Origin of the sequence: Pseudoalteromonas sp. NGC95 (genome assembly GCF_015864705.1) — a bacterium.
Taxonomy (GTDB): domain Bacteria; phylum Pseudomonadota; class Gammaproteobacteria; order Enterobacterales; family Alteromonadaceae; genus Pseudoalteromonas; species Pseudoalteromonas arctica.
The window spans coordinates 275,454-298,473 of record NZ_JADYWR010000001.1; the positions used below are offsets into that span (position 1 = coordinate 275,454).

Consider the following 23,020-nt stretch of genomic DNA (forward strand, 5'->3'; position numbering starts at 1 on the left):
TATTTATTTTTAGAGCATTCTAATGAATTAACTAAATAAAACCTTCTGATAACCTTCTGAATTCAAGTGATTGATAAATAGAGATTTAAACTATAACACCTATTAGCTTTTCAATTATTTAGCTAGTTGGTATAGTCGCGCGTAATTAGACGACATATTCCCTTGATACCAAAGGAATCACACGAGTAAATTTCAAACCCTATGCAGCGTTTCATCACTCACTAAAGGGACGTTTATATAGCGTGCGATTAAAGTTGCGATTGTTTTCATTTGCGCGCTATTAGCTCCTTCGACAAGTAGATAGCGTGCTCCTTGGTTAGTTAAAATCCTTATTTCACCACTTTGAAACGGCTCGTCCTGACTTTTTGCATTTACAATTTTTTTTAATAACTCTACTTTGACGATCTCTTTAAAAGGGATTGTCTTCTCTAAACCCATTAATTTTTTTTCAGACAGTATGAATCTGTATTCTTTACTGCTTTTTTTAACTAACCTTCCTAAACCAATTAATGTGCCCCCCCCTATAAATAAAGCAAATGCAGCAAAAACATCAGCAACGGCAAAAAGCATATATATACTGGCAATTAGAATAACCGCCCCAAAAAATAAACAACCGATATAAGCTAGTTTATTTGATTTTGACGCTTTGAGTATTAAGTGTACACCTGACTCATGCGCTGAGTGTGTAACATGAAGTGTTCCACCCGTATTAAGGGGCTCTAATGAGCCCCTTTGGGTAGACTTATTAGTATCCAAGTCCACCAATTGTTTCTCCTACTGTATTATTTTGAATAGAGCGAACCTCTGGCATATTCGTCGGTGCCTGCTCTTTACTTGAAACGAATCGTATCACTGCATCACACCCAGTCACTAATGTCTGGTTCATTGCAACATCGCCTGTATCACCGGTAGATAAATCGACTATAAACTCATCTTTTCTGAGGCTATTTGTATTATCAAAAGACCAGTTTATTTCACCGTTAAGGTTACCTGAAGTATCTGTGTACACACCAAACAAACTATAGTTCATTTGTGCGCCACCGTAATCTTGAGCTTCACCAAATACAAAAACCTCTGACGTTAAGTTTTGGTCTAAATCAAACTGCTCCTCAACAACATACTCTCTGCCAGTACAAGCAATATACATGCTCCATTCAGACTCTTCTTTCGTGTTTGTTGTTGCACAAGATGATTGTGACAGCTCAGAGCTATTTCCTCGCGCATCAAAAGCAGCTATTGAATAACAATATTCAGTATCAGGTGATAATTGAAGAATAGTCGCAGTCGACTCTACTGACACTTCCTTAGCATAAGGCGTATTACTATCATATGCATAGACTGTATACCCTTCAACGCCTGTATCATCAGTTGCCCCACTCCAGGTTAATTTAATCGCTGTAGATGACAGTGGCTCTGCTGATAACTGCGTTGGCGCGGTTGGAGCAGTGACATCTGGCGCTTCAACAATAGCGCATACTTCACTAGACGCTGGTGATTCATTGCCTAAATCATCTTCTGCAATAATAAAATAACAATGTTGTGTGTCAGCAGTCACATTTGAATCTTCGTATTGTGATTCATAAATGCCATTTTCTAAAAACACGCTATCTTTATAAATTTTATAACTGATATCAGCATCACTATCAATGAAGTCCCAATCAACTATAAAGCTTTCATTTCCTGTTGTCGTAACCGTTAATTCCGTTGGCGCACTCAGCACCGAGGCCCCACATGAGCGGCTGAGGCTATCTATCTGTTTTTTAAACTTAAATAAACTCGATGTGTAATCAAACCTTTTTGTGATCAGTCTAAAAGAACCTTTAAAGCTTATATCTAGTTCAAGAAAAGTATTAACATCAAAAACACAGTTATTATTATTTACTAATGGGATTGCTTCGATGCCTAGCTTTAATGAGTTTCCAACACCAGGCCCTGCAATACCATATAAGCGACTAAAGTAGGCAATCTCTGGGCCTGCTTTCGCCTCTGCTTTAAACTCAACAGTGGTAAATGGATCATTTGCATCCACATTAAAGTCAAGCCCTTTGATCCCTTCAAACCCTTTACTTTCTGTATATTGTGCCCCAGCGACGATGTCCAATTTAGCCACTAAACGCGGTTTTATTGTTACGCCAACGGATGCATCAGCAACCAAAGACAATTGCACTTCAGGCTGAATGACAATAATACCTAGTGTAATAGGTGCGAATCTGATTGGCAGTGTCACATTCTTTTTCAAGGCGGCAACACTAACAGGTCCACCAATATCTAAGCCGAGCTCACTGTCCACATCAATGTGTGCTACGCTTCTAAAGTGGCTTATAGTCGCTGGAAAGTCTATTTTTAATGAGAAGTCAGGATTTACAGTTAACTTTATTGCACCTGTAGCACTGATTTGATCATTCTTAGTACCTATATCACCGTCGGCATCATGAAGTATGAGGTTTGTAACCACGAATTCAATAGGAGTCGCACTCGCTACTTGGTTTTGTGCTTGCGGTGACTGTTGTGTTGTCAGTACTTTCATTCCTTGCGGTAACGATGACTGCTGCACATTTTCAGCTGTTAATGCTTGTTGATAAACAATTGCACCTTCTGTGATTAATTGATCTAGCGTCGCTTCTTCTGTTTTTATGACCCTTAGTGAGCCTTGATTACCCAATACTTCAACAACTCTTTTTAAGAAGAAGTTCTCTAACCCATCCCCTTCATCTATTCCGTTTGATACAAGAATACTACCAATAACCACTTTACTTAAATCAGTACTCCCATCAAACGTAATAACACCTGTTGTTTCATTGTAATCTCTAATTGATGATTTTTGCTGTTCATCAAGTACAACCACGTTATCAGCTAAGGTTAAATCTACACCTGATTCATTTGGAGAGAAGGTTAAAGATAGAGAGACGTCGCCTTGCGGTGTTAGTTGACAGACATTAGCATCTTGCGCAGTTTCACATCCACGCCAGCTTAAAAACTGCCAATCATTCGTTGGGGTTGCTTTTAGTGATAGTGCAGTCCCTAGCTCAACATCAACTGAACAAATATTACTACTTGAGCAGATTAAGGGACTCGCATTGTCTAATAGCTCAACTATGCCATCGCCAAACGAATCTATCGTTACTGTGATTTTCGAAGGTGAAACTGTTACTTGTTTTTCAGTTGTTGCGGTATTGTTAGAACTATCAGTGGCTGAATATACAATTGTATAATTACCAGGCTGTGTCAAATCAATGCTATTTGAAATTATGACTTCAACTTCATCATCGTAATTATCGACAGCCTGTGCACCATATTCGCGGTACTCTGTTCCTTGCTCAAGCGTAAGCGGTTCTGAGTTTAATAGAGTTATAACTGGGGCTGTTGTATCAACGACTATAACCGTTCTTATTACTTCAGCGCTATTTCCCGCTTTATCTGTTGCTGAATAGGTAATGGTATAGCTACCAAGAACATTACTATCAACATTACTATCAATGGATACTGATACGTCGTCATCAGTGTCATCTGATACAGAATAACCTGGCTCAACAAAGTCTGTATTCACTTCAACTTCAATTTCAGCACCATTTGTAAGTGTAATAATAGGGGACGTGGTATCTTGGACGGTATCTACTTTGGTGGCTGGTTTATCATCCGAACCTCCACAACCTGCCAATGCTAAACTACACAATGGCAATATAAGTAACTGCTTCAACTTCATACATATCTTCCTTTATATGAACGCAAGAAAGTCGTAATTTGAAAATAATTATTCAAAAACCTTCAACTAACGCAGTCCCTTGCATTCAGTTAACATTAAGCTGCAATATTAATTTATAAAACTTAACAAATCAATGCTATCCACTTGTTATTACTAACTTAAACGCTAATAGATTAGAGAGTACAATAGAAAAAGTGCTAACACATTGACAAAAATAGTTTGTTTTTTTCACATATTAGACGCTAATTTATATAACTATAATTTGGTTATTTGGGTAAGACTCACAAGGTTTTTATCCGTATCAACGTCAATTATTACATCGTTAAATAGGATGTAATATGACAAAAAGCCGCTCATAGCTCCCCTTCACATACTTGATTTAAAATACGTTGAGCAGTAAATTTAATTAATATATTTCTCTCGATACACTTATTAATACTATTTTTAAGTTGATTACTGCTTAACGAAACGTTTTAACAGTCAATAGAATACGACCAGTGTTTTGAGTAGTCATGGAATGGATAAAAATACCAATGCGCCCTCCCCACTTAAAAAAATTTTAATTAATATCACACCCTGAATATTTATCTAATTACTATAGTGATTTGCTTTGCTCTCAAAAAACGCCACTACTCATTGAGCTAACGGCAAACGAAATACACCAACAGCCTAAGTAACTTAGCCGAAAATTATAGCGACAATAACCAGTTAACAGCAGTCATTGAACTTAGTGAAAAGTAATTAACTATTAGGACTGAATTATATAAAGCTAACCACGCTTCTAGCTTACAAGGATACATAAATGCGTATGACGGACAAGCTCAATGATCGCATGATGAGGGTGAAACATGGTTTGAAGGTGCGCCTGCACAGTCATTCATAGCCAAAGGAGAGTAAGCGCTTATTTGGGTCGATTTAGATTCAGTACACCAACGGAGATAGCGGGTGAGCAGGCATGGTCAGAAGCTCGTTACTATGCGCGTCCAGTATCCCAAAGGCCAGTGATGGAGCAGATACGTGCACCTCATCTCGTTGAAGTGGGCACGACTATATATGCGAAGGACAAGTGTTAAACCTCAACGGTCGCGTAGATTTACCCATTAAATATGAATACGTATTGCCGAATGGCCAAATGAAAACGACGTCTCGTTTCAATACACGCCTACTGAAAGTGATCTTGACAACAACAACAACAACAACAACAACAACAACAACAACAACAACCGGTTGAAGTTTGTGTTAAAGGCGTGGATAGATAGTTACAAAGAGGCTACTTATCGTGAAACTCAACGCGACTGGATCGTTTAATTAGTAGTGGTCTCATAAAAAATCACGAGGAAATCCCTTGATCTTTACGACGTGAGATTAATACCAAAAAACCGATATTGAGCGTATTTATTAATGTTGTTATGGGGTGAGCCAGGTCTTCAGCCATATCCCTTATCAGTAAAGAACTACACGAATGATTCGTGTAGTTCTTTACTGTGAATTGTAAGATAATTGATTGGATACCTCTTTACTCTCGGAAGTATATTCATACAAATCGACTAATAATAACGGTTTCGAATAATGGAAGCCCTGAAATAAATCGCAACCATACTCTATAAGACACTGTTTCTGCTCAACAGTTTCGATGCCCTCTGCAAGTAACGTCAAGTTTAGATTTTTACCAATTGAAATAATATTTTGCACCATTTTCAACGATTGAACATCATGCATAATATCATCCACAAAGCTCTTATCAATTTTCAACTCGTCTATGGGTAATGTGCGAAGCAAATTTAAAGACGAATAACCCGTACCAAAATCATCAAGTGAAATACAAATGCCTTCATCACGAAGCTGGTTAAGTATCGGGAGCACTTTATTAATATCATCGATAAAAAGACTTTCAGTGATCTCAATAGTAATTCGCTTTGGGTCAATATTGTGGCGGTTAATGGACTGTTTAAGCATCGTAATAAAATCAATGTGGGAAAATTGTTGAGCCGAAATATTGATTGCTATTTGAAAAGTTAAATTTAAGCTTTTTTGCAATGCACTCATTTCTTTCAATGTCGTTTCAATAATATAGTTACCAATTTTTGGCATTAGGCCACAATATTCAGCAATGGCGATAAATTTATCAGGGGGTACAAAGCCCAACTTCTCATCTTCCCATCTTACGAGAGCTTCAACGCCGTATAGGGTGTTATTTACATCTACTTGCGGTTGATACACCATGTAAAAGCACTCAAGCTCAGCAGCTACACGTAAGCGCTCTTCTATTTCCAAACGACCCATGTAAGTTTGCGCCATGCTGAAAGTGAAGACATTAAACGTATTCCCTTCTTTTTTTGAGTTATACATCGCAATATTTGCAGAACGTAAAAGCAGCGTTAATGTTTTTCCATGCTCGGGTGCTTTAGCAATGCCTAAGCTACAGCCAAGACGCAACTCACTTTCCCCAATCTTAAAGGGTAACGCTATTGCCTTAATGATGATTGATGCTTTACGGTGCAGCTCGGACGTATGTGTAACGCTCGTTAAAATGATAAATTCATCACCGGCATAGCGAATAAGGAGTTCATTAGTGCATTCTAACTTTTTGAGTCGAGCCGTTACCTCTTGTAGAACGCGATCGCCCGACAAGTTGCCATATCTATCGTTGATTAATTTAAAGTGGTCGACATTAATTAAAATCATCGCAAATGGTTTCTGACTTGTCTTGAACCAGTCACTCATGTGTTTTGTGAAGTATTGTCGATTAGGCAGTGTCGTTAATTCGTCATGGTGAGCTTGGTAGAAAAAGTCATTGTCTCTTTGTCGTTGTTTAGCGGCCATTAAACGAATAATGTAAAGTGCGGCTAAATTAATGAAGATAAAAAGTGAAAACTGAATTAAAAAAGGCGTAATTAAGAGGGATATAATGTCACTTTTAAATATTATGGACTTGATCCATAAACCATAGGTATCAAGCCGAGCGATAACAACTTGAGCACGCTTGTTGTAAAAAAGATACGGTTCAAAAGACTCTTTCTTGTATGGGTATTGGCTAACAACAGCATCCACTAGCGGAACGGATTTTCCTATTTTCTCAGAAAAAACGAATGGCTTATTTGTGTAAGCACTGGGGTAATCAAAGTGGGAAGAAATGAATTGGCGATAACCATCATCGCGTAACACAGTCAGCGTATTATAGGCGGCATAATGCTGATGGTTGTTAAACAGCCTTGCATCCGTAACTCTAAGCCCGATGGCAATCATAGCGACAGGCTCACCGGACTCTGACCGTAATGTTTTACGTAAGGGGATAATAAGCTGCCCATCTACACGATACGTGCGCCCAAGCACCATATGGTCACTATTTAAAGCGTTTAAAAAGCTATCGCGTGTTTCGTCATAATCCAATAAATTAAAGCGAGGGTCTATCTCAATGTGCGGTCTCACTAATTGAGGTTCACCTTTCAGATTTGAAATTCCCACCATAGCTATATCAGGATTCGCGTTAAGAAGTTCCTCAAATTTAGCTCCAATTTTTTCGCTATCAATAAGCCCATGGCCATTAACAATAGACTGCTCAAGTAACAACATCATTATTTCTTGCGAACTAAGTAACGAGTCCACACTACTTGCAAACCTAGTTACGGTGGATAATTGCCGTTCAGCATGAATATTTTTTAAATTATTCCACTGAGACCAAATAGCAGCAGAAAAAATGAGAGAAGTCGCCCCGAATATAAATAAGAACCCGATGGGTAAGCGTTTAATTATTGTCACTATGGTTCCTCAAGAACTCTAAATACAGTGGAAATACAGACTTAAAAGGCGCTAAAAATAAATAGTAATGATTTAAATTCGTGCGGAATATAGCACACCCCGACAAAATCACTCCATAAGTGGTACAAGCTACACGATAATCCATGATTAAGTATCAATTATAGACATGTAACTACCTGTAAATGAGCCCCCATAGTGTGGGGTTTAAAGGGCCGAGTGCCATTAGTAGCTTAAATGAAAAGTACGCGCGTATGGTTTTAAGTGGCTATTAGCTTTAGACACAGAGCCCACTTTAATTTGAAACTGCAAAACGCCGCGCTCGAGTAAATACGTTTCAATAAATGTAGCATGTGACATTCCAAGCTTAAAATTATAATTAGACGAGCCGGTATCATCACCAATTATTCCAAGTGGATTGTCTTGGCATTACCGCAGAGCTATAGGAAATTATCTTAACCTAATATTCTCAAGAGACACACTATATGCCTGATTATCTTATTGACGATCTAAAATAAGGCATTGTAGGCAGTATATTTATAAAATTAGGTATAAAGCACTTAAACTACATTATTTATCAAATTGTAACGCCGCTTTTTTTGTATTTTTATCAGACAGTTTAGGCGTATAGCGGTAACATGTTTAGCTGATCATAAACGCATGACAGGCTAATGATATACTCATTTTATTCGCGTAAATGACTTCGAGTGCAAGTAGTTTTCGCTCAGAAACCTTTTACCACTTTTTGCCATTGCTTCCTGAATAACTTCAGCGTTGAGGCGTCCATACCATCATATTTGGTGCGCCATTTGTAAAATGGTTGAATTACTCATGTCATGTTCGCGACACAGCTCAGGAATAGGCACGCCGCTGTCTGCTTATTTTAAAATGGCAAGGATTTGGCTGTCCGTAAAATGTGCTTTTTCATAGTTTTCTCCAGTGTTTACAATAAGAGAAAATTCTACATTTGGCTTCTATTATTTTTTGGGGGATTACCTGTGCACTATAAATTTTCATTTGAAATACACGGTAGGAATGTATACTATTTCTCGGTTAGTCAGTTGTAGTACTTATCAAATTGGACGATGAGTTGACATGGAAGTAAAACATATTCATTTCCCATTATCCCTATCCAATATGTACCCGCTGTTTTAAAAAGTATCAAACGCTAGAGCGTTATCAAATTTAAAGACACAACTAGGGCGCTATCACACTTGTTAACAGACAGGTTGACATGCTTCGTCGTGCATGCCAATACAGATAGGAGCAAGTGAAATAAGCTAACTCTTCGCGACTTGAGTTACATCTAAAACTAAATGCGATAAGTACCGCTCTATTATGATTGCTATTGATACGAGAAAGGCAAACCACTTAAGATCTCAAGTGACTTCACCTTAGCGCAACCGTTGATTGAAGATACCCGTTTTTTAGCGCCTGCTCATAAGCGAAGTAAAGCTAATAAAATTCTATTGTTAACTAAAATATTAAAGGGACTGAAATATATGATGAAGTGTGATGTTATCTACAGAGGGATCAGTAATAAAAATAATATCGCTAACCTTGCTGGCATAATTAAACGTTGTTTCCCTAACGCATCTAAAGCAAATGTCATCAGCTATTTAAAGCAAGATGATCTCGTTCTTTTTACCGATTTGGACGAAGACAAAGCCAATAAAATTGAACAGGCTATTATAAAATTTGGGGGAAAAGTTGAACTTCAATTTAAAGATAATAATGAAGACCTTTTTAATATTGAAGACATAGAAGAAGTGGATGACTTAGCCCCAGAGGAAGAAATTGAAATTGTTGCCGTCGTTGAAGACATTTCGACAATAGAAGCGGATCAAGCCCAAGAACCAGCCAACGAAAATGATACAATAAAAGTAGACTCCTTACTAATAGCAAAACCGTGGAGACGTGTTGCGGCCTTGTGCGTTGACCAACTAATAACGATGGTCTTTACGTTTATCATTACGTATTTGATACTGACTCTTTTTCCAGCCACACTTGAAAGCGTAAAGTACCTTGGATTTGTGTTAAGTCTCGTTTATTTCACGCTGATGACTGGCAATTTATCAGGCGGAAAAACAATTGGCGCAAGGTTATTAAAAATAAAAATAGTAGATGAACACTCGGCCCCATTAAACTTACTTAACGCCTTCATAAGATCCATTGTATTCTTAGTAGGCTTCGCCTTTTTCTTGATATCAGCGATAAGTATTTTCTTTAACCCTAAACGTCGAGGACTCCATGATTTAATGTCGGGGGCTTATGTTGTTGAAGAGGAAACAAGCAGCTTTATTAGCTCTAATGCTTTTACTGTAAAAGCACAAAAAATGGCATTTGAGCAACTCAAAAGAGCGCAAACAATTGGTATGGTAAAACTACAAGAATCTGTAGTACAAATAAATTCATCAATACCTTATCTAGAGAATGCGGGCTACATTATTGAAGATCTTGAGATGGAAGTCGGTGTATCACCGAAGGTTAATGTCATTATTAAAATGAACAGTGAAACGACGCTATCAATGGAAGAATTAGAAGAGAAAGTTAAAGATAAACCTGTCGTGGCAATGTTAGTTCGCGCAATCAAAATGAGTGCTGATTTACAGAGAAAAGTTAACATCAGAAGTATGAAAAGCGTAGGTATGGAAATTAGTCTCGCCGTAACACCATCTGTAAAACTATTATTTACGAGATAGTACGATGGCATATACTTATAAACTCGTTTTTAAAGGTGGTATTGCCCCTGATAAAAATCTAGAAAAAACTATTAATGAGTTTGCATCACTCTTTAATATTTCAGTCACTAAGGCTGAGCAATATTTTAATGGCAGGAGCTATGTATTAAAGAAAGATCTAACTCATGAAAAAGCCCAGTACATGTCTGAGACGATGTTAGAAGCAGGCATTATCTGCTATGTAATGGATAATGAGGATGCAAGTAATCGTTTTGCATCAAAAGGAGATGTAACAGCTAAAAAAACGTTGTTCAAAAACCGAGCGACATTAAGTCAGCATGTTACCTCCTTTGCGGGCACTAAAGATCTGGCGGACTTCAACATCAAACTACTTTTCTCTGATGTGTTTAAGAAAAGAAATGATGAAGAGCTTGAAGAGTATTATTCAGTTGGAACGGTGACAACAACACCTGATATCAATGAAATAACATCCGAATTCCCAAGACCTTGGTTATTTATTCGGCTTTTTGGATTGATGCTACTAACCTACTTTGGCTTTATTTACTCATTTGAATATTGGGAAAATATTAAACTATTGCCCGGCTTAATTTTTGTTGGCACGTTTGCAATGCCTTTAAGTGTACTCGTTTTCTTTTTCGAGACAAACGTGCCAAGGAATGTCTCATTAATAAAAGTGTTTAAACTCGTTCTACAAGGCGGGATACTGTCGCTTATTTTTTCTTTACTTATGTTCCAATTAACTTCTGACTTAAACTGGCTAGGCCCACCTGTTGCAGGTTTAGCTGAAGAGCCAGGGAAATTAATCGCACTTCTATTAATAGCAAATGCAGTCAGGTATCCCTATATTTTAAACGGTTTATTATTTGGAGCTGCTGTTGGGTGTGGTTTTGGTTCATTTGAAAGTGCTGGATATGCGTTTGAAATCCTTTTAAGTCAGAATTATACCTCAATGATAGACAATATTAATTTACGAGGAGTCTTGTCACCTTTTGGGCATATAATTTGGACCGGTATGATAGGCGCTGCATTATGGAAGGTTAAGGAGGGCAGACCGTTTATGGTAAGTATGTTATTTAATTATACTTTTGTGAGGGTTTTTCTAATAGCAACACTTTCACATATGTTATGGAATAGTGGAGACTGGCTCTTACCTTGGATCATTAAAGCGTCTTTTATTTCAGTCGTTGGTTGGATCGTTATATTTTCTTACATTAACGAAGGCGTATTAGAGCTGAAATTTTTAAAAAATAACACCGCGACTGAAGAAATACAGTGATCACCATCCACTAGCCGAAATTGAAGTAAACACATATGGGCTTGCCATAGTTTGCTAAACACCACTAAATTCAGAGCGGCCATATCGAACCGCCCACTATTTTATTTTAGTGGGCGTTGATGAATTAATCTCCGCTTTTTTTATCTTTACTCATACCAGTTAACATAGCTTTTTCATTCTTTACAGGTTGATTCTGTCTACTATCTAAATGACTATCTGGAGATTCTATAGCATCTCTATTATTTTTAGCATCTCTATCATCTTCAACTGATTCAGCCTCTAAACTTATCCCAGTGTTTTTAGTTAATACATCTAGATAACCCAAATTGTCATTACACATCTTTATCAATTTAACAATATCTGATAACTCCTTACCTTTGACAAAAAACATGCGCTTAGCTAACTCATCGACTTCTCTTTCCATAAAAGCTCGTCCCGCTGAGGAATAGTCGTTCACAACTTCAGGTTTTTTAGTATCTAAATAAGTTTTTATTGATTTTTCTGTCGGCAAAGAACCCAGCATTAAAGCCATTAATATAAACCCATCATTATTACTCTCTCTGCCACCATCAATTTTACTTCTAGATATCAGCAAACCAAGAAAAAGCCAAGCTGCATCCGCAATTTCGATAGGCTCTTTGCCGGATTCGCTATCCACTTGTTGAAAAGATGTTATGCGCATAAGGTCTTTATAAAAGTGTTCAAATAATAGCGTTGAGCGCAACTCCATTAATCCAATACCAAAGTTCCTCGTCCCTAAACTACCAATGACTTTTAGAATATTAAAAAAAACATTATCTTCCTCAACAATTGCTATAAGGTTTTTTCGTGTTTCTGTAGAGTTAAAATATTTCTTCGTGAAATCTTCATCTGAAAATACGATTGCCTTTTCAGTATATTCACTTGAAACAATCTGCAATACAGAGCGATAAACCGAATCCTTAAATGCTTCGTCAATCGTATCAATTAGTATTTCAAGTTTTTCCTCAAGTTTCGTCTGAAGTTTTTCCTGCTGTTGCCGATGACGTTGCTCGTTTACTTCCACCATGCCCTTATCTGTTCTATTTTTATCTATTGAGTTCATTAAGTGAGATACTTTACTCAATTTGTTTAAATCATTTAAATTTTTAGCATGAAGCAACACAGCTGCACACGCTCTTTTTGCATCCACAGTAGAACGCGTCAATTTTGAGTTAAGTTCAGACACACGTTCAACATGCTTACCTAAAAGGTTTACATGTTCTCTAATAGAGTCATTCTCTTGAATTTTTTTTGCGACCCCCGCTATACGGATCGCAACTAATGCCCCTGCAAAACCTAATGCCCATCCACCTAGCGCATCAAAAAGCCCTGTATTTTCCTGTGTTAAATAAGGCTTTACTAGAGAAGCGGGTAATAGTTCCCACTTAATTGTTAACCAAAAGAAAGCTAATGTAATAGTCCCAAAAAAAAGAGTCAGATATATCAACTCACCAACAGGGCTATAAATAGCTCGCTTAAATTGATACGACATACTATTTTCAGCTTTAGCGCTCATTATATTCCACCCATTTCAGTGGCCGCTTTATCCTGATTTTCTTCTAGAATCGCTTCAATTGCTCTTCTTTGTTCCTCACTTAATCCAATCATTTTTTCCTTGGTCTTGCTTATCCAGGCAGCACTCTCTCTCTTTTTATTATAATTTGTAATGAGTTTATTCAGTTTTTCTTCTGCAGCCTCGCTATCCGTCAACACTAAAGAAAAGAGCTCTTTGTAAGTTTCTTCTACAAACGACTGAATAAAAGTGACTATACGATGAATTTGAGTGATGTGTATTTCCCCTTTTTCAATAGGAATATCAATAGATATTCTTAATTCGCCATCGCTAGGGTCAAGTGACATTGCTAAAAATTTATATTCAAACTGATACCACGCTATAATCGAAGCAATAAAATGATATGATGCTTTACTAAAGTCAATCTTATATAGCCAAGGTGTGCTAAAACGCAATAAACTGTCATCAGAATAGCTGATAATAATGCGAAAATTAGGATAACTTTCTTCATTCATATAAACGCTTGTTTCAAAACCAAATATATATCGTTTATTTTCTTTATCATGTTTGTTCGCATAACCATGGTGTTCAAAATACTTGTCAAGAACCTCCACCACGGTTAGCTTTCCTGTCACAGGCCCTATAATACTATTCGCTGAAGAAGAGCTTGAATTCCCGAACTCCTCAAGTTCTTTGTGGGCTAATTTTATTGCATTGATGAGGGTTTTTTCTGCTTTTTGAATAAGTACTTCAAACTGAGAAGTAAAATCCTCATGAGGTGTTTCAACCGCACTATACACAGCAGCGAAACCATCAGAATCGATCATAAGAATAAAGTCAGAATCGCTCTCTTTATTACGAATATCGCTTTCATTTTTAAGTTCTAAATACCTGTGAGCTAAATTTTTTAATATTTCATCATCATATACATGAAAAAGTAAGTGCGCTTTTTCCTCATTGCCATGTACAGCGATTGATAAAGGAAGGGTCCCTTCACTTTCAACTCGAGTAATAGTGCAAGGTGCTTCTTCAGACGTCACACTCCACGTATCATGTTGCTCTGCGATATGAACTAATAGGCTTGAATAGATTTCGATTAAACTCATAAATGATTCCCTTCAAAGAAATAAGAAATGTCGACTAATGACAAAAAATTAATATTTATAAATCGCAATACAATATTTGATGTTGCGCATTATTTGATAAACGATTACAAATATTAATATATCAGATACGCATTACAATCAAAGCATTAACTTAAAATGAATATAATGATAAAACTAATTTTGTAATGTATTTTTGATCAAATAGGCATTTAACAGAGGTTGTCAATTTTGAGAACGCAGCTGCCTTTTCAAAGTATATCGCCCTCAACGAAAATTGAACCATCAGACAAGCAGACCTGATTTAATCCCATCATCATTTTTTAAAGACAATGTTTTTTTAAAGGATTGTTACCACTAAACTGTTTAGAAATTAAATGAAAATTGAGCTTCTCATATTTTTATTCCTCGTTCAGATGATTATATTTTTCAGCTTGAATCTAATTTATAAAAACACTGAAATTAATGGTTTCATTATATTTTTCATTCCGTTATAAATATACAGTGGAAGTAAGTTACCTTTTACTTACTTCAAATTAACTAAAATGGAATGTGGTTATGTCTTTTAATAATGTAGTAGGCGATTTCTTTCACGGTAAAAAAGTAACGTATAACGAACAGGTTTTAGACTATGCTCATTTGTCTGGCGCAGACAGTTTAATACCTTTTATTCTAACCATATTGAACTGGTCATTGAAAGACACCGTTCTCGACAATAAACTTGTAACGTTTGAGCTCACTTTACAGGAAGATTCATTATTTGGATTCGAAGCTAAAAACATCACTTTCCACCATCCTAATTGTGTCAACTTACTACTAACTAGCTTTCCTATGTATGAAGTTATGGGGTCACTACTACCAAATGATAGTTTATGTATAACTAAGTTTGTTACTACTCATCGATATGAAAGCAAACACGCCGCTGAAGAGGGAGACACTATATCTGTTGAACAGGTGGTGAGCTACTTGTTCTCTGAGGATTACGATGGAAAAGCCCCTCTTCCCGCTCTTTATAAAACAATTCGGTTATTTGACAAAGAGACACACATTTCGAGCTCTGTTGACACAATCAAGCACACTCCCCCGCCACCTTTTGATATAAAAAAGCATTACTCTTCGCTATCAAAACAGACTAGGGAATTATTTGATGAAATAACCATTGTTTCAACGGCGAACTACCTCTTAAAAAACTCAGATATGAGCATTTCAAATAATGAATATGCCCGATTAAAGCTAGATAGCGTCTCGCCAGATATCTTTTTTTCAGCCATATTAAGCGTCCCTTTCATGCTCGAAACCTTAGCGGCTGAGCTCAATTGTTTTCATTATCAAGTTATTTTTCCACAGCCAGTCTATGATTACCGTGAGAACATCGAGGACGTAGTCGATGTGCGTACTTTCGATTCTGAAAAGGGCAATACGACAAACTGGTATGGCGAAGCTAAACGCCCTGTATTTAACCTTAGATTCAATCCTTTGATTGAATCATCTTTAAATAAAGCGTTTGATGGTAATGTCCTCGATACTAACCTGTTAATTAAATCGATACTTGAAATAGACAATGAGTTTATTAACGAGCTTAAAGCAATTAATAACAGTAAAAATCGCTCAGTAAAATCATTAAAAACATCACAAATAATACAAGAAGCGTTGAGTAATCGCATCATTGGTCAAAAAAAGGCAATGGAAGGTATCGCACAGGGGTATTTATCATCATGCTTACATCGTAGTGAAGGCCCTCGAATGATTTATACATTCGCTGGTCCCTCTGGCGTTGGTAAAACATATTCTGCCACTCGTTTTGCTGAATTACTCAATGATGTTGAGAGTTCAGGTTATGGATTCAATGTGTTTAATATGGAACATTTTACCCATGAGCACGATACAAAGAAATTAGTTGGCTCGGGTAACCAATATACTGATGCCTCGCTTGGTTTACTTACCAACTTAGTAAGGATAAATCCTCGCCAAGTATTACTTTTTGATGAAGTTGAAAAAGCACACCCGAATGTAATTCAATCGCTGTTAACCATTCTAGACTCTGGATATACAGAAGATGCAACCAGCTTAGAAGAAATTGACTTTACGCAATCCATTATTATTTTTACGACAAATTTAGGGCAAGAGTTATTCAATAAAAACAACCAACATCATCAAGTAAACGTATTTGATGTACTTCGTACATCTAAGAATGGTCAGACAGGACAAAGCCTTGCTCCTGAATTTGTAAACCGGCTATCAAAAGGTTATTCGGCTTTATTTTCTGGTTTAAAAGTAAATCACTTTATTAAGGCTGTCGAAAAAGTATTGATTCACGACACCCTCGGTATGGGTGGCATAACATTTAAATGGCCAGAGAGTTTTTCACGTTTCTTACTTAAAAGTTTAGCGCCTGAAATTACCATGCGACAAATAGAGCACTCACTCCCTGAAATACAAGCAAACATATTACAAAAATCAATTTCACACTTAGACGAAGAACAAAGTAATATTTTTATTAATGTGAATGTCAGTGATAATTTAGCCCACGCGCGTCAAAATGTATTTTTAGTATTAGATGATGATAAGCGTGTTTGTGACGCTATAAACCAATCATTAAGCAATGAAAGCATTACCCTGTGCGCTAATAAAAGCGACATCCCCCCCCTTCTTGAAAAGCTAAGACCTCAGAGCCTATTAATTGATGTTGATTCACTGGATGTAAATAGATTTGCTGAACTAGTTGATGAGATGTCTAGTAAAAACCCTGAACTAATTTTATTTTCTTATCAATTAATAAGTGATTCGAAAAAAAGATACAGTGCTAATCACGAAGAAGTCAGAGAGCACTTTAGTTTAGATGCGGTATCTGTCACACACGCGTTGGTAGGTATGTTTAAACGGATTAATTTCTACATTGATACTGAATATTCGCTCACTCGCATGTGTAATCAAAATCAAATGCTCAAATATAACATCTCTGTTGAGAAGTCGTCAGGTGATATTGAAGTAACCTTTCATGACTTGAATACCCAACAACTTATTTATTCCAATGATCTACGTGAAAGTGATTTTTTCTCTCAATCAGCTCCCACTGACAAACTATCCGACGTCATTGGACTCGAGCGTGCTAAAAATCGCCTTAATGATGTTATTGGATGGTTAAAACAACCATCCAAATTGAATAACTTTGGTATATCAGTACCCGCAGGTTACTTATTTGCAGGCCCTCCTGGAACAGGTAAAACACTTCTAGCAAGGGCTGTTGCCGGTGAATGTGATTTACCTTTTTTCAGTGTATCAGCCGCTGAACTTTCAGCTTCACACCATGGTGGAACAACACAAAATATTAAAAAATTATTCTCCACCGCAAGGAAATATGCACCCGCTATTGTTTTTATTGATGAGATAGATGCTATTGCTGCAGCGAGAACCGCAGGCACTTCAGGAGCCGCTCAAGATGCAAACCAAACAGTCAATGCATTATTAACCGAAATGGATGGTTTTGATGATAAATGCCAGATTTTTGTATTAGCTGCAACAAATCACCCTGAAAAACTCGACCGTGCAATTACCCGCCCTGGGCGGTTTGACGAGACTATCTATTGTGATTTACCCAATAAAGAAGCACGTACTCTCTTTTTCACTCAATACGCCTCACAACATAATTTGTACTGGACTGATGCTGAACTACTTAACCTGGTTGCACTTTCTCAAAGGATGTCTCCTGCTGAAATTCAGCAGGTACTAAAAGAAGCGATACAGTTTGCGGTATCAAATGATGTTCAACTATCTAAAGAGATTATTGAAAAAACAATGATCAGAGTGAGGTATGGCTCTCCTTCTGAACATTTGTTTTTAAGCGGAGACGAAAAGCGTAAAACAGCCTATCACGAAGCCGGTCATTTAGTCGCGCACCACCTTTTATTCCCTAAACAACATATTGACTTCATTACTATAGAGCCTCGTAATCAAGCCCTTGGATTTGTCGCCACACGACAGCCAGATGAATATGAGAGCTACTCAAAAATTACTATAATGCGCAAACTACAAATGCTCCTTGCCGGAAGAGTTGCAGAAAAACTGTGCACAGGCTCTGCTGATGAAATAAGCACTGGTGCAAGTAACGATATTGAAAAAGCCACACAGTTGGCGATGCATGCAGTTTATCAAGGGGGAATTGAGCCATCCGTAGGGCCATTAAATGTTGGCCTACTCACACGTTTTGAAGAGAGTGACTTACTTGCGAATGCGCAAAACGCAGTAAAAAGATGGATTGAAACGGCAGAAAAAGAAGTTGAAGAGTTACTTATTGAACACTATTCATTACTAGAAGTCGTTGCTGAAAAGTTGATTGATGAAGAGTCATTGATGGGCCACCAAATTTTAACACTATTAGGGGATGCGTAATGGCAATGACGCACGATGAGCTTACTCAATATCTCAAAATGAATTACTTATCTTACATATACTCTGAGGAAGACGATGTATTCATAAGTCCTGAAAAAAGCAACGTCTATACGATCAGTATATACCGAGAGAAAGGCGGCACAATTTTACATGTCGTCGCGGATTATAAATGTGACTTTTTTGAATATACGGGTGTTACTTATCAAGAGCTCAACATCGTCACCCTATTAAAGTATATGTTACAAGAAAATGAGGCCTATTCTTCAGGGTATTGGTGTTTAACTAAAGAGCATTCGCGCATCCAATTTCGTCAAACTTTATATTTAGGTGACACTAAACTAACGAGTATTACGCCAATTATAGACATGATAGCCGTTATATCCAGTGAAGAGCAGCGTGACAAGCTTCATAAAATGTGGCTATTACTTAACCCTGATAACGGCAAAGTTGGTGATACTAAAAGTTTTTTGGCTAGTGCAAAAAAGGCACAAAAACAATATTCTCAAGAGACACACGATATGCTTGATTATCTCATCGGCGATCTAGAATAAAGGCGTTGTAGGCAGTATATTTATAAAATTAGGTATAAAGCAATTAGTTCAAGCACAGTTTACATTAGCGGCTCGTTGTTATTATTAGGGGTTGGGTTTGGCTTATTTTCGACCCCAAACAATAATGCCATTATGGGTGCTGTAGATAAAAGTGAGCTAGGCGTCGCATCTTCCTCAATGAACTTCTCGCGCACTATTGGTAATTTATTTGGTATGAGCTTAATCAACTTAATTGTACATTATTACCTTGGTGACAGCACCTTTTCAGCACAAAATGGCCACGCATTAATGAGTACGATTTCATTGGCGTTTACAGTGTCACTAGGGTTTGTAATTCTTGCCAGTTGTATTTCTGCGCTGCGAGGACGCGCTTAAAAGGATAGATTAATTATTTACTGCGTACCTACCTTAAAATACAAGGCAAGAACATGAAAAAAGTCTATTAGTTCAATACCTTTTCAAGGTAGGCTGTACTATGCATAGCTTTTTAATGCTCTTGCCCTGAGTTCTAAAGAATCATTATCAGAAGAATTTAAAAGGTGCATATTAGGCAAACCGTTAATATACTTTAATTTTAAATTCTAAATATTTCCTTAATTAATTAAAGAACACTATATTTTCAATAACACATTAAACAAGTAAAAAAACAAAAAATAGCATTATGTCTAAAAGCGATGAAAAACCATATAAATAAATGGTACTTTTCCTTGAGGATCTTTATTTTTTAAGAAAAACAATTATCAATTAAACCTTTTTAAAATAAAAACACATTCAAAATCAATCTTTACTAGGAGCTATAATGAAAGAAGAAAAAATCACTGAAGAACAGGATTTTTCAGAAGACACCTATTCCAAATGGTATATATTTTTTACGATACCTATACTTTCTTCTTTGTATTTTTTTTGGTTTGTTATGAAACTTTTAATGTCTTTTATTTTTTCTCTTGGGGAGGAAGATAGAAGAGATAAAACATATGTTAGGTATTCTGAAAATGGCATACATAAAACAGGACTTTCAAGTACATATAAATCAGGTAATTTGATACGTATTCTTATAGTAGGAGCGGGTATATATTTTACATATAAAGGTATAGAAGCCTGTATTAAAGTATTTCATGCTAGTTTAGAAACAGGTGTTATTTTTCTTCTACCACTTTGTATTGCTGGCACAGCATCATTATTATTTAGTGAAAGCTTTAAAAAACATTTAAACAACGACAAATCATCACTGCCATTTATTATTGTATCATTTGTTGGTTTAGCCATTTCTATAGCTATAACGGTATATTTATACAAAATTGATTTCTTAGAAATGGGAGATAGTAAAAATATTAAAGATGGTATTTTTTCATTGTTTTTTGTTCCTTTATTTATATTTTCTGGTTACATATTACCTATAATGGTTTCTTTAATATCTATTTTGTTAACATTAAAAGATAAAAATAGTTATTCTATATTTGCTGTTATTTTTGCTTTTTTATTAGGTTCTATTCCTCCTTATATGCAATATCAAGAAGTTCAAAAAAACATTGAAAATAAAAAAGAGGAAATTAGAAAAGAAAAAGAAAAAATTATACAAAATAAAAAAAGAAATAAATTAAGAGAAGAACGGTATAAAGAGATGAGTATGAACGAAAAAGGTTTTACTTATTATTCTCCAGAAATAATTTCAGCTCGTTATGAGCCAACAAAAAAGAAAGAAGAAGATGATAAAAGATTAACTGGCACAGGGAAAGGTAGTTTACTTATACTGCCTAGTTATAAATTCAGAGTTAAGGTTAGTGTTGAAGGTTTCGAAAATTATACTTATGGTATGGAAGTGCCAGTAGGGAAGTATAAAATAACATTAGAGCATGAAAAATATAGAAAACATAAGGAAATATACGAAGTAAAAGAAGGTGGTAATATCATTTATATAAAAATGATATGATAATTCCTTAAAAATATATGACCTAAGTTTTAATAATATTAGGTCATTTTTAATATAGAAAGGGGGTTTTCACCCCTGTGTCAGGATAGTTGTCACTTCTAACTTTTAATAAAGGCAGAACGAACTTTCTCATACTATAAATAAGTACGGGTCAAAATTTCAATCGCCTAACCGCCAACACACACTGTTGGTTGAGCAGCTCGAGTAGTTTCATAAATTATAAAAATGGAGAGCGCAAGCAGTTACTTCTTTCATTGAAAAAAAGTAATCTTGCCTAAATATAATGAATAACGACGGTTCTAGCTTTCTTCTGTATACCTTCGCCCTTTTATGCTGTTGTTTATTTCACTCAACAGCACTGGCTACGACCTCGATACCTGTGCAAAAAATCCAAGGAAACGACGTAATTATTGAACAGTTTAAAATGGGTTACTTTACTGATGTAACAGAAAAAATGCAGTTAAATGAAATACAAAAACAACCGTTTCGCATTTCTTCAAATAGTATTTCACTCGGCACAGCCGCTAAAGTCACGTGGGCAAAAATAGAACTGGAAAATTTAGATAAAAAAATACAAAAAATCTATCTCCATCACCCTTATGCATACCATAATCATAAAGTAGAGCTTTATGAAGTTATCGATAACACATTAGTCCGTGAACGCATTCTTGATATGGATAACCCTGCAACATTACAATGGATGTACCGTGGTAGCGCCGTTTTTGATATAGAATTACAAAATAAAAAAACGTTATATATAAAAAGTATTTCCTTCTCTCACCAATGGTTTAGCCTTAACCTTTACAATGAAGACCAGTCTAAAAGAGCCTTGTTGGGCCAATATACCGATATCGCGCTGCTTGTAGGGATGATACTTGCACTTATTATTTATAATTTTTTACTTTTTATCTCATCTCGTTTAAAAGAGCACTTCTATTATTCATGCTATCTCGTTTGTGGTGGTTTTTGGATTGCACTTTCCTATGGGATGTTTGCCGATTTCTTCAATATCTTTGGCTCCATTACTTTGAAATGGCATCTATCTTTAGTCGCAATGCCAATATTTTTAATATTGTTTATGATCAATATTTTCGAGACTAAAAGTAAATACCCAATTGAACATTGGGCACTTATATCAATTATAGTTTTATTAACTATAAACTTTATTTATGGTTTATTTGATATTGTAACAGCCCTTAAGTACTCAAGTTCACTCGCTGCTGTAATGATGGCTGTTAGTCTCTCTGTCAGTTTTTCTATGTTATGTCGAAAACACCCCATCGCACTATTCTTTTTAATAGGTCATGGGTTATTTGTCATCTTTAGTATTTTGGCTGTCTTCTTTTACAAAGGAAAAGCGGAATTTAACTACATCAACAGTCACGGTGTAGGCATTGGTATTATGTTAGAAGCCCTCGTTCTATCGCTGATTATCGCCTATAGAATTCGAATATTAGAGAACCTAAAAATAAAACAAGCGGATCTTCAATTATTAGCATCAACAGACCCTTTAACACAGTTATTTAATCGCCGTCATTTTAGCCTTGCTGCAACGGAGTTATTAAACAAAGCAAAGCAAATGCCTAGCCCTATCTCTGCTATTATTATTGATATAGATCATTTTAAACGTGTTAATGATACTTATGGGCACGTCGCTGGCGATAAGTCGTTGAGGTGTGTCGCGGATATTATTAGACAACATTGTCGTAAACACGATTTATTAGCCCGCTATGGAGGCGAGGAGTTTGTTATTCTCATGCCGGACACACGCTCAAGTAAAGCCTATGCGCTAGCAGAGAAAATGAGACAAACATTAGAGCACACTGAAGTAAGTATAAATAAGAACTTATCTATTCGTTTAACAATGAGCATTGGGATCACAGAAGTTAAACCTGACAATATAAACTTAGATGAGGTGATTAATCAGGCAGATAAAGCGCTGTATATAGCAAAAAATAATGGCAGGAACCAAACCCAGCTATCTACTTTTTAATCATGGTAGCTATCTGGTATGGCAGCTCACTTTAGTGATAATACTTCGTATTCAAACCCGATAGTTCCCTCTATTAGAAGAAA

12 protein-coding genes and 2 pseudogenes are annotated in these 23,020 nt (G+C 36.3%); 7 read left to right on the forward strand and 7 right to left on the reverse strand.

Translation table 11 applies throughout. The features are described from left to right. Positions 1–192: 192 nt before the first annotated feature. The 5 genes and pseudogenes from I6E70_RS01325 to tnpA form a co-directional block, all read right to left on the reverse strand. On the reverse strand, positions 193–570 hold the full coding sequence (locus I6E70_RS01325) for a hypothetical protein (protein WP_197173132.1): 378 nt from the start codon (positions 568–570) through the stop codon (positions 193–195). A 175-nt stretch (positions 571–745) separates the two neighbouring features. Continuing rightward, on the reverse strand, positions 746–3,703 hold the full coding sequence (locus I6E70_RS01330) for an immunoglobulin-like domain-containing protein (protein ID WP_197173131.1): 2,958 nt from the start codon (positions 3,701–3,703) through the stop codon (positions 746–748). Positions 3,704–5,182: 1,479 nt separating this feature from the next. Beyond that, entirely contained in the window at positions 5,183–7,462 is a 2,280-nt protein-coding gene (locus tag I6E70_RS20830; protein WP_121953648.1) for a bifunctional diguanylate cyclase/phosphodiesterase, read from the reverse strand. 222 nt (positions 7,463–7,684) lie between these two features. Continuing rightward, entirely contained in the window at positions 7,685–7,819 is a 135-nt protein-coding gene (locus I6E70_RS20770; protein WP_257983176.1) for a hypothetical protein, read from the reverse strand. 285 nt (positions 7,820–8,104) lie between these two features. Then, positions 8,105–8,409 (reverse strand): annotated as a pseudogene (gene tnpA / locus I6E70_RS20835) (IS66 family insertion sequence element accessory protein TnpA); the annotation flags it as partial. Between the two features lie 456 nt (positions 8,410–8,865). On the opposite strand from tnpA, the gene I6E70_RS01340 reads away from it, so the two are divergent. Both I6E70_RS01340 and I6E70_RS01345 read left to right on the forward strand, forming a co-directional pair. Then, complete coding sequence (locus I6E70_RS01340; protein ID WP_197187856.1) at positions 8,866–10,161, forward strand: RDD family protein; 1,296 nt, start codon at positions 8,866–8,868, stop codon at positions 10,159–10,161. Positions 10,162–10,165: 4 nt separating this feature from the next. After that, positions 10,166–11,437: a PrsW family intramembrane metalloprotease gene (locus I6E70_RS01345; protein WP_197173130.1), complete on the forward strand. Its 1,272-nt coding sequence runs from the start codon at positions 10,166–10,168 to the stop codon at positions 11,435–11,437. 124 nt (positions 11,438–11,561) lie between these two features. Here the strand turns inward: I6E70_RS01345 and I6E70_RS01350 are convergent, their stop codons facing one another. After that, positions 11,562–12,974 (reverse strand): hypothetical protein, encoded by a 1,413-nt coding sequence (locus I6E70_RS01350; protein ID WP_197173129.1) that lies wholly within the window; start codon positions 12,972–12,974, stop codon positions 11,562–11,564. Then, positions 12,974–14,077 carry a hypothetical protein gene (locus I6E70_RS01355; RefSeq protein WP_121953644.1) on the reverse strand — a complete coding sequence of 368 codons (1,104 nt, stop codon included), beginning with the start codon at positions 14,075–14,077 and terminating at the stop codon, positions 12,974–12,976. Before I6E70_RS01355 ends, I6E70_RS01350 begins: the two co-directional genes overlap by 1 nt. Before the next feature lie 555 nt (positions 14,078–14,632). Here I6E70_RS01355 and I6E70_RS01360 point away from each other — a divergent pair. The 5 genes and pseudogenes from I6E70_RS01360 (at position 14,633) to I6E70_RS01380 (ending at position 22,937) form a co-directional block, all read left to right on the forward strand. Further along, the gene (locus I6E70_RS01360; RefSeq protein WP_121955393.1) at positions 14,633–18,463 is read left to right on the forward strand and encodes an AAA family ATPase; all 3,831 of its coding nucleotides are present in this window, start codon (positions 14,633–14,635) and stop codon (positions 18,461–18,463) included. Next, positions 18,463–19,014 carry a hypothetical protein gene (locus I6E70_RS01365; RefSeq protein WP_121955392.1) on the forward strand — a complete coding sequence of 184 codons (552 nt, stop codon included), beginning with the start codon at positions 18,463–18,465 and terminating at the stop codon, positions 19,012–19,014. Before I6E70_RS01360 ends, I6E70_RS01365 begins: the two co-directional genes overlap by 1 nt. Before the next feature lie 39 nt (positions 19,015–19,053). Beyond that, a pseudogene (locus I6E70_RS01370) lies at positions 19,054–19,389 on the forward strand (MFS transporter); the annotation flags it as partial. 424 nt (positions 19,390–19,813) lie between these two features. Then, a complete protein-coding gene (locus I6E70_RS01375; RefSeq protein WP_197187857.1) occupies positions 19,814–20,944 on the forward strand; it encodes a hypothetical protein in 1,131 nt (376 codons plus the stop codon). Positions 20,945–21,323: 379 nt separating this feature from the next. Continuing rightward, on the forward strand, positions 21,324–22,937 hold the full coding sequence (locus I6E70_RS01380; protein ID WP_331459182.1) for a sensor domain-containing diguanylate cyclase: 1,614 nt from the start codon (positions 21,324–21,326) through the stop codon (positions 22,935–22,937). The last annotated feature ends 83 nt before the right edge of the window (positions 22,938–23,020 follow it).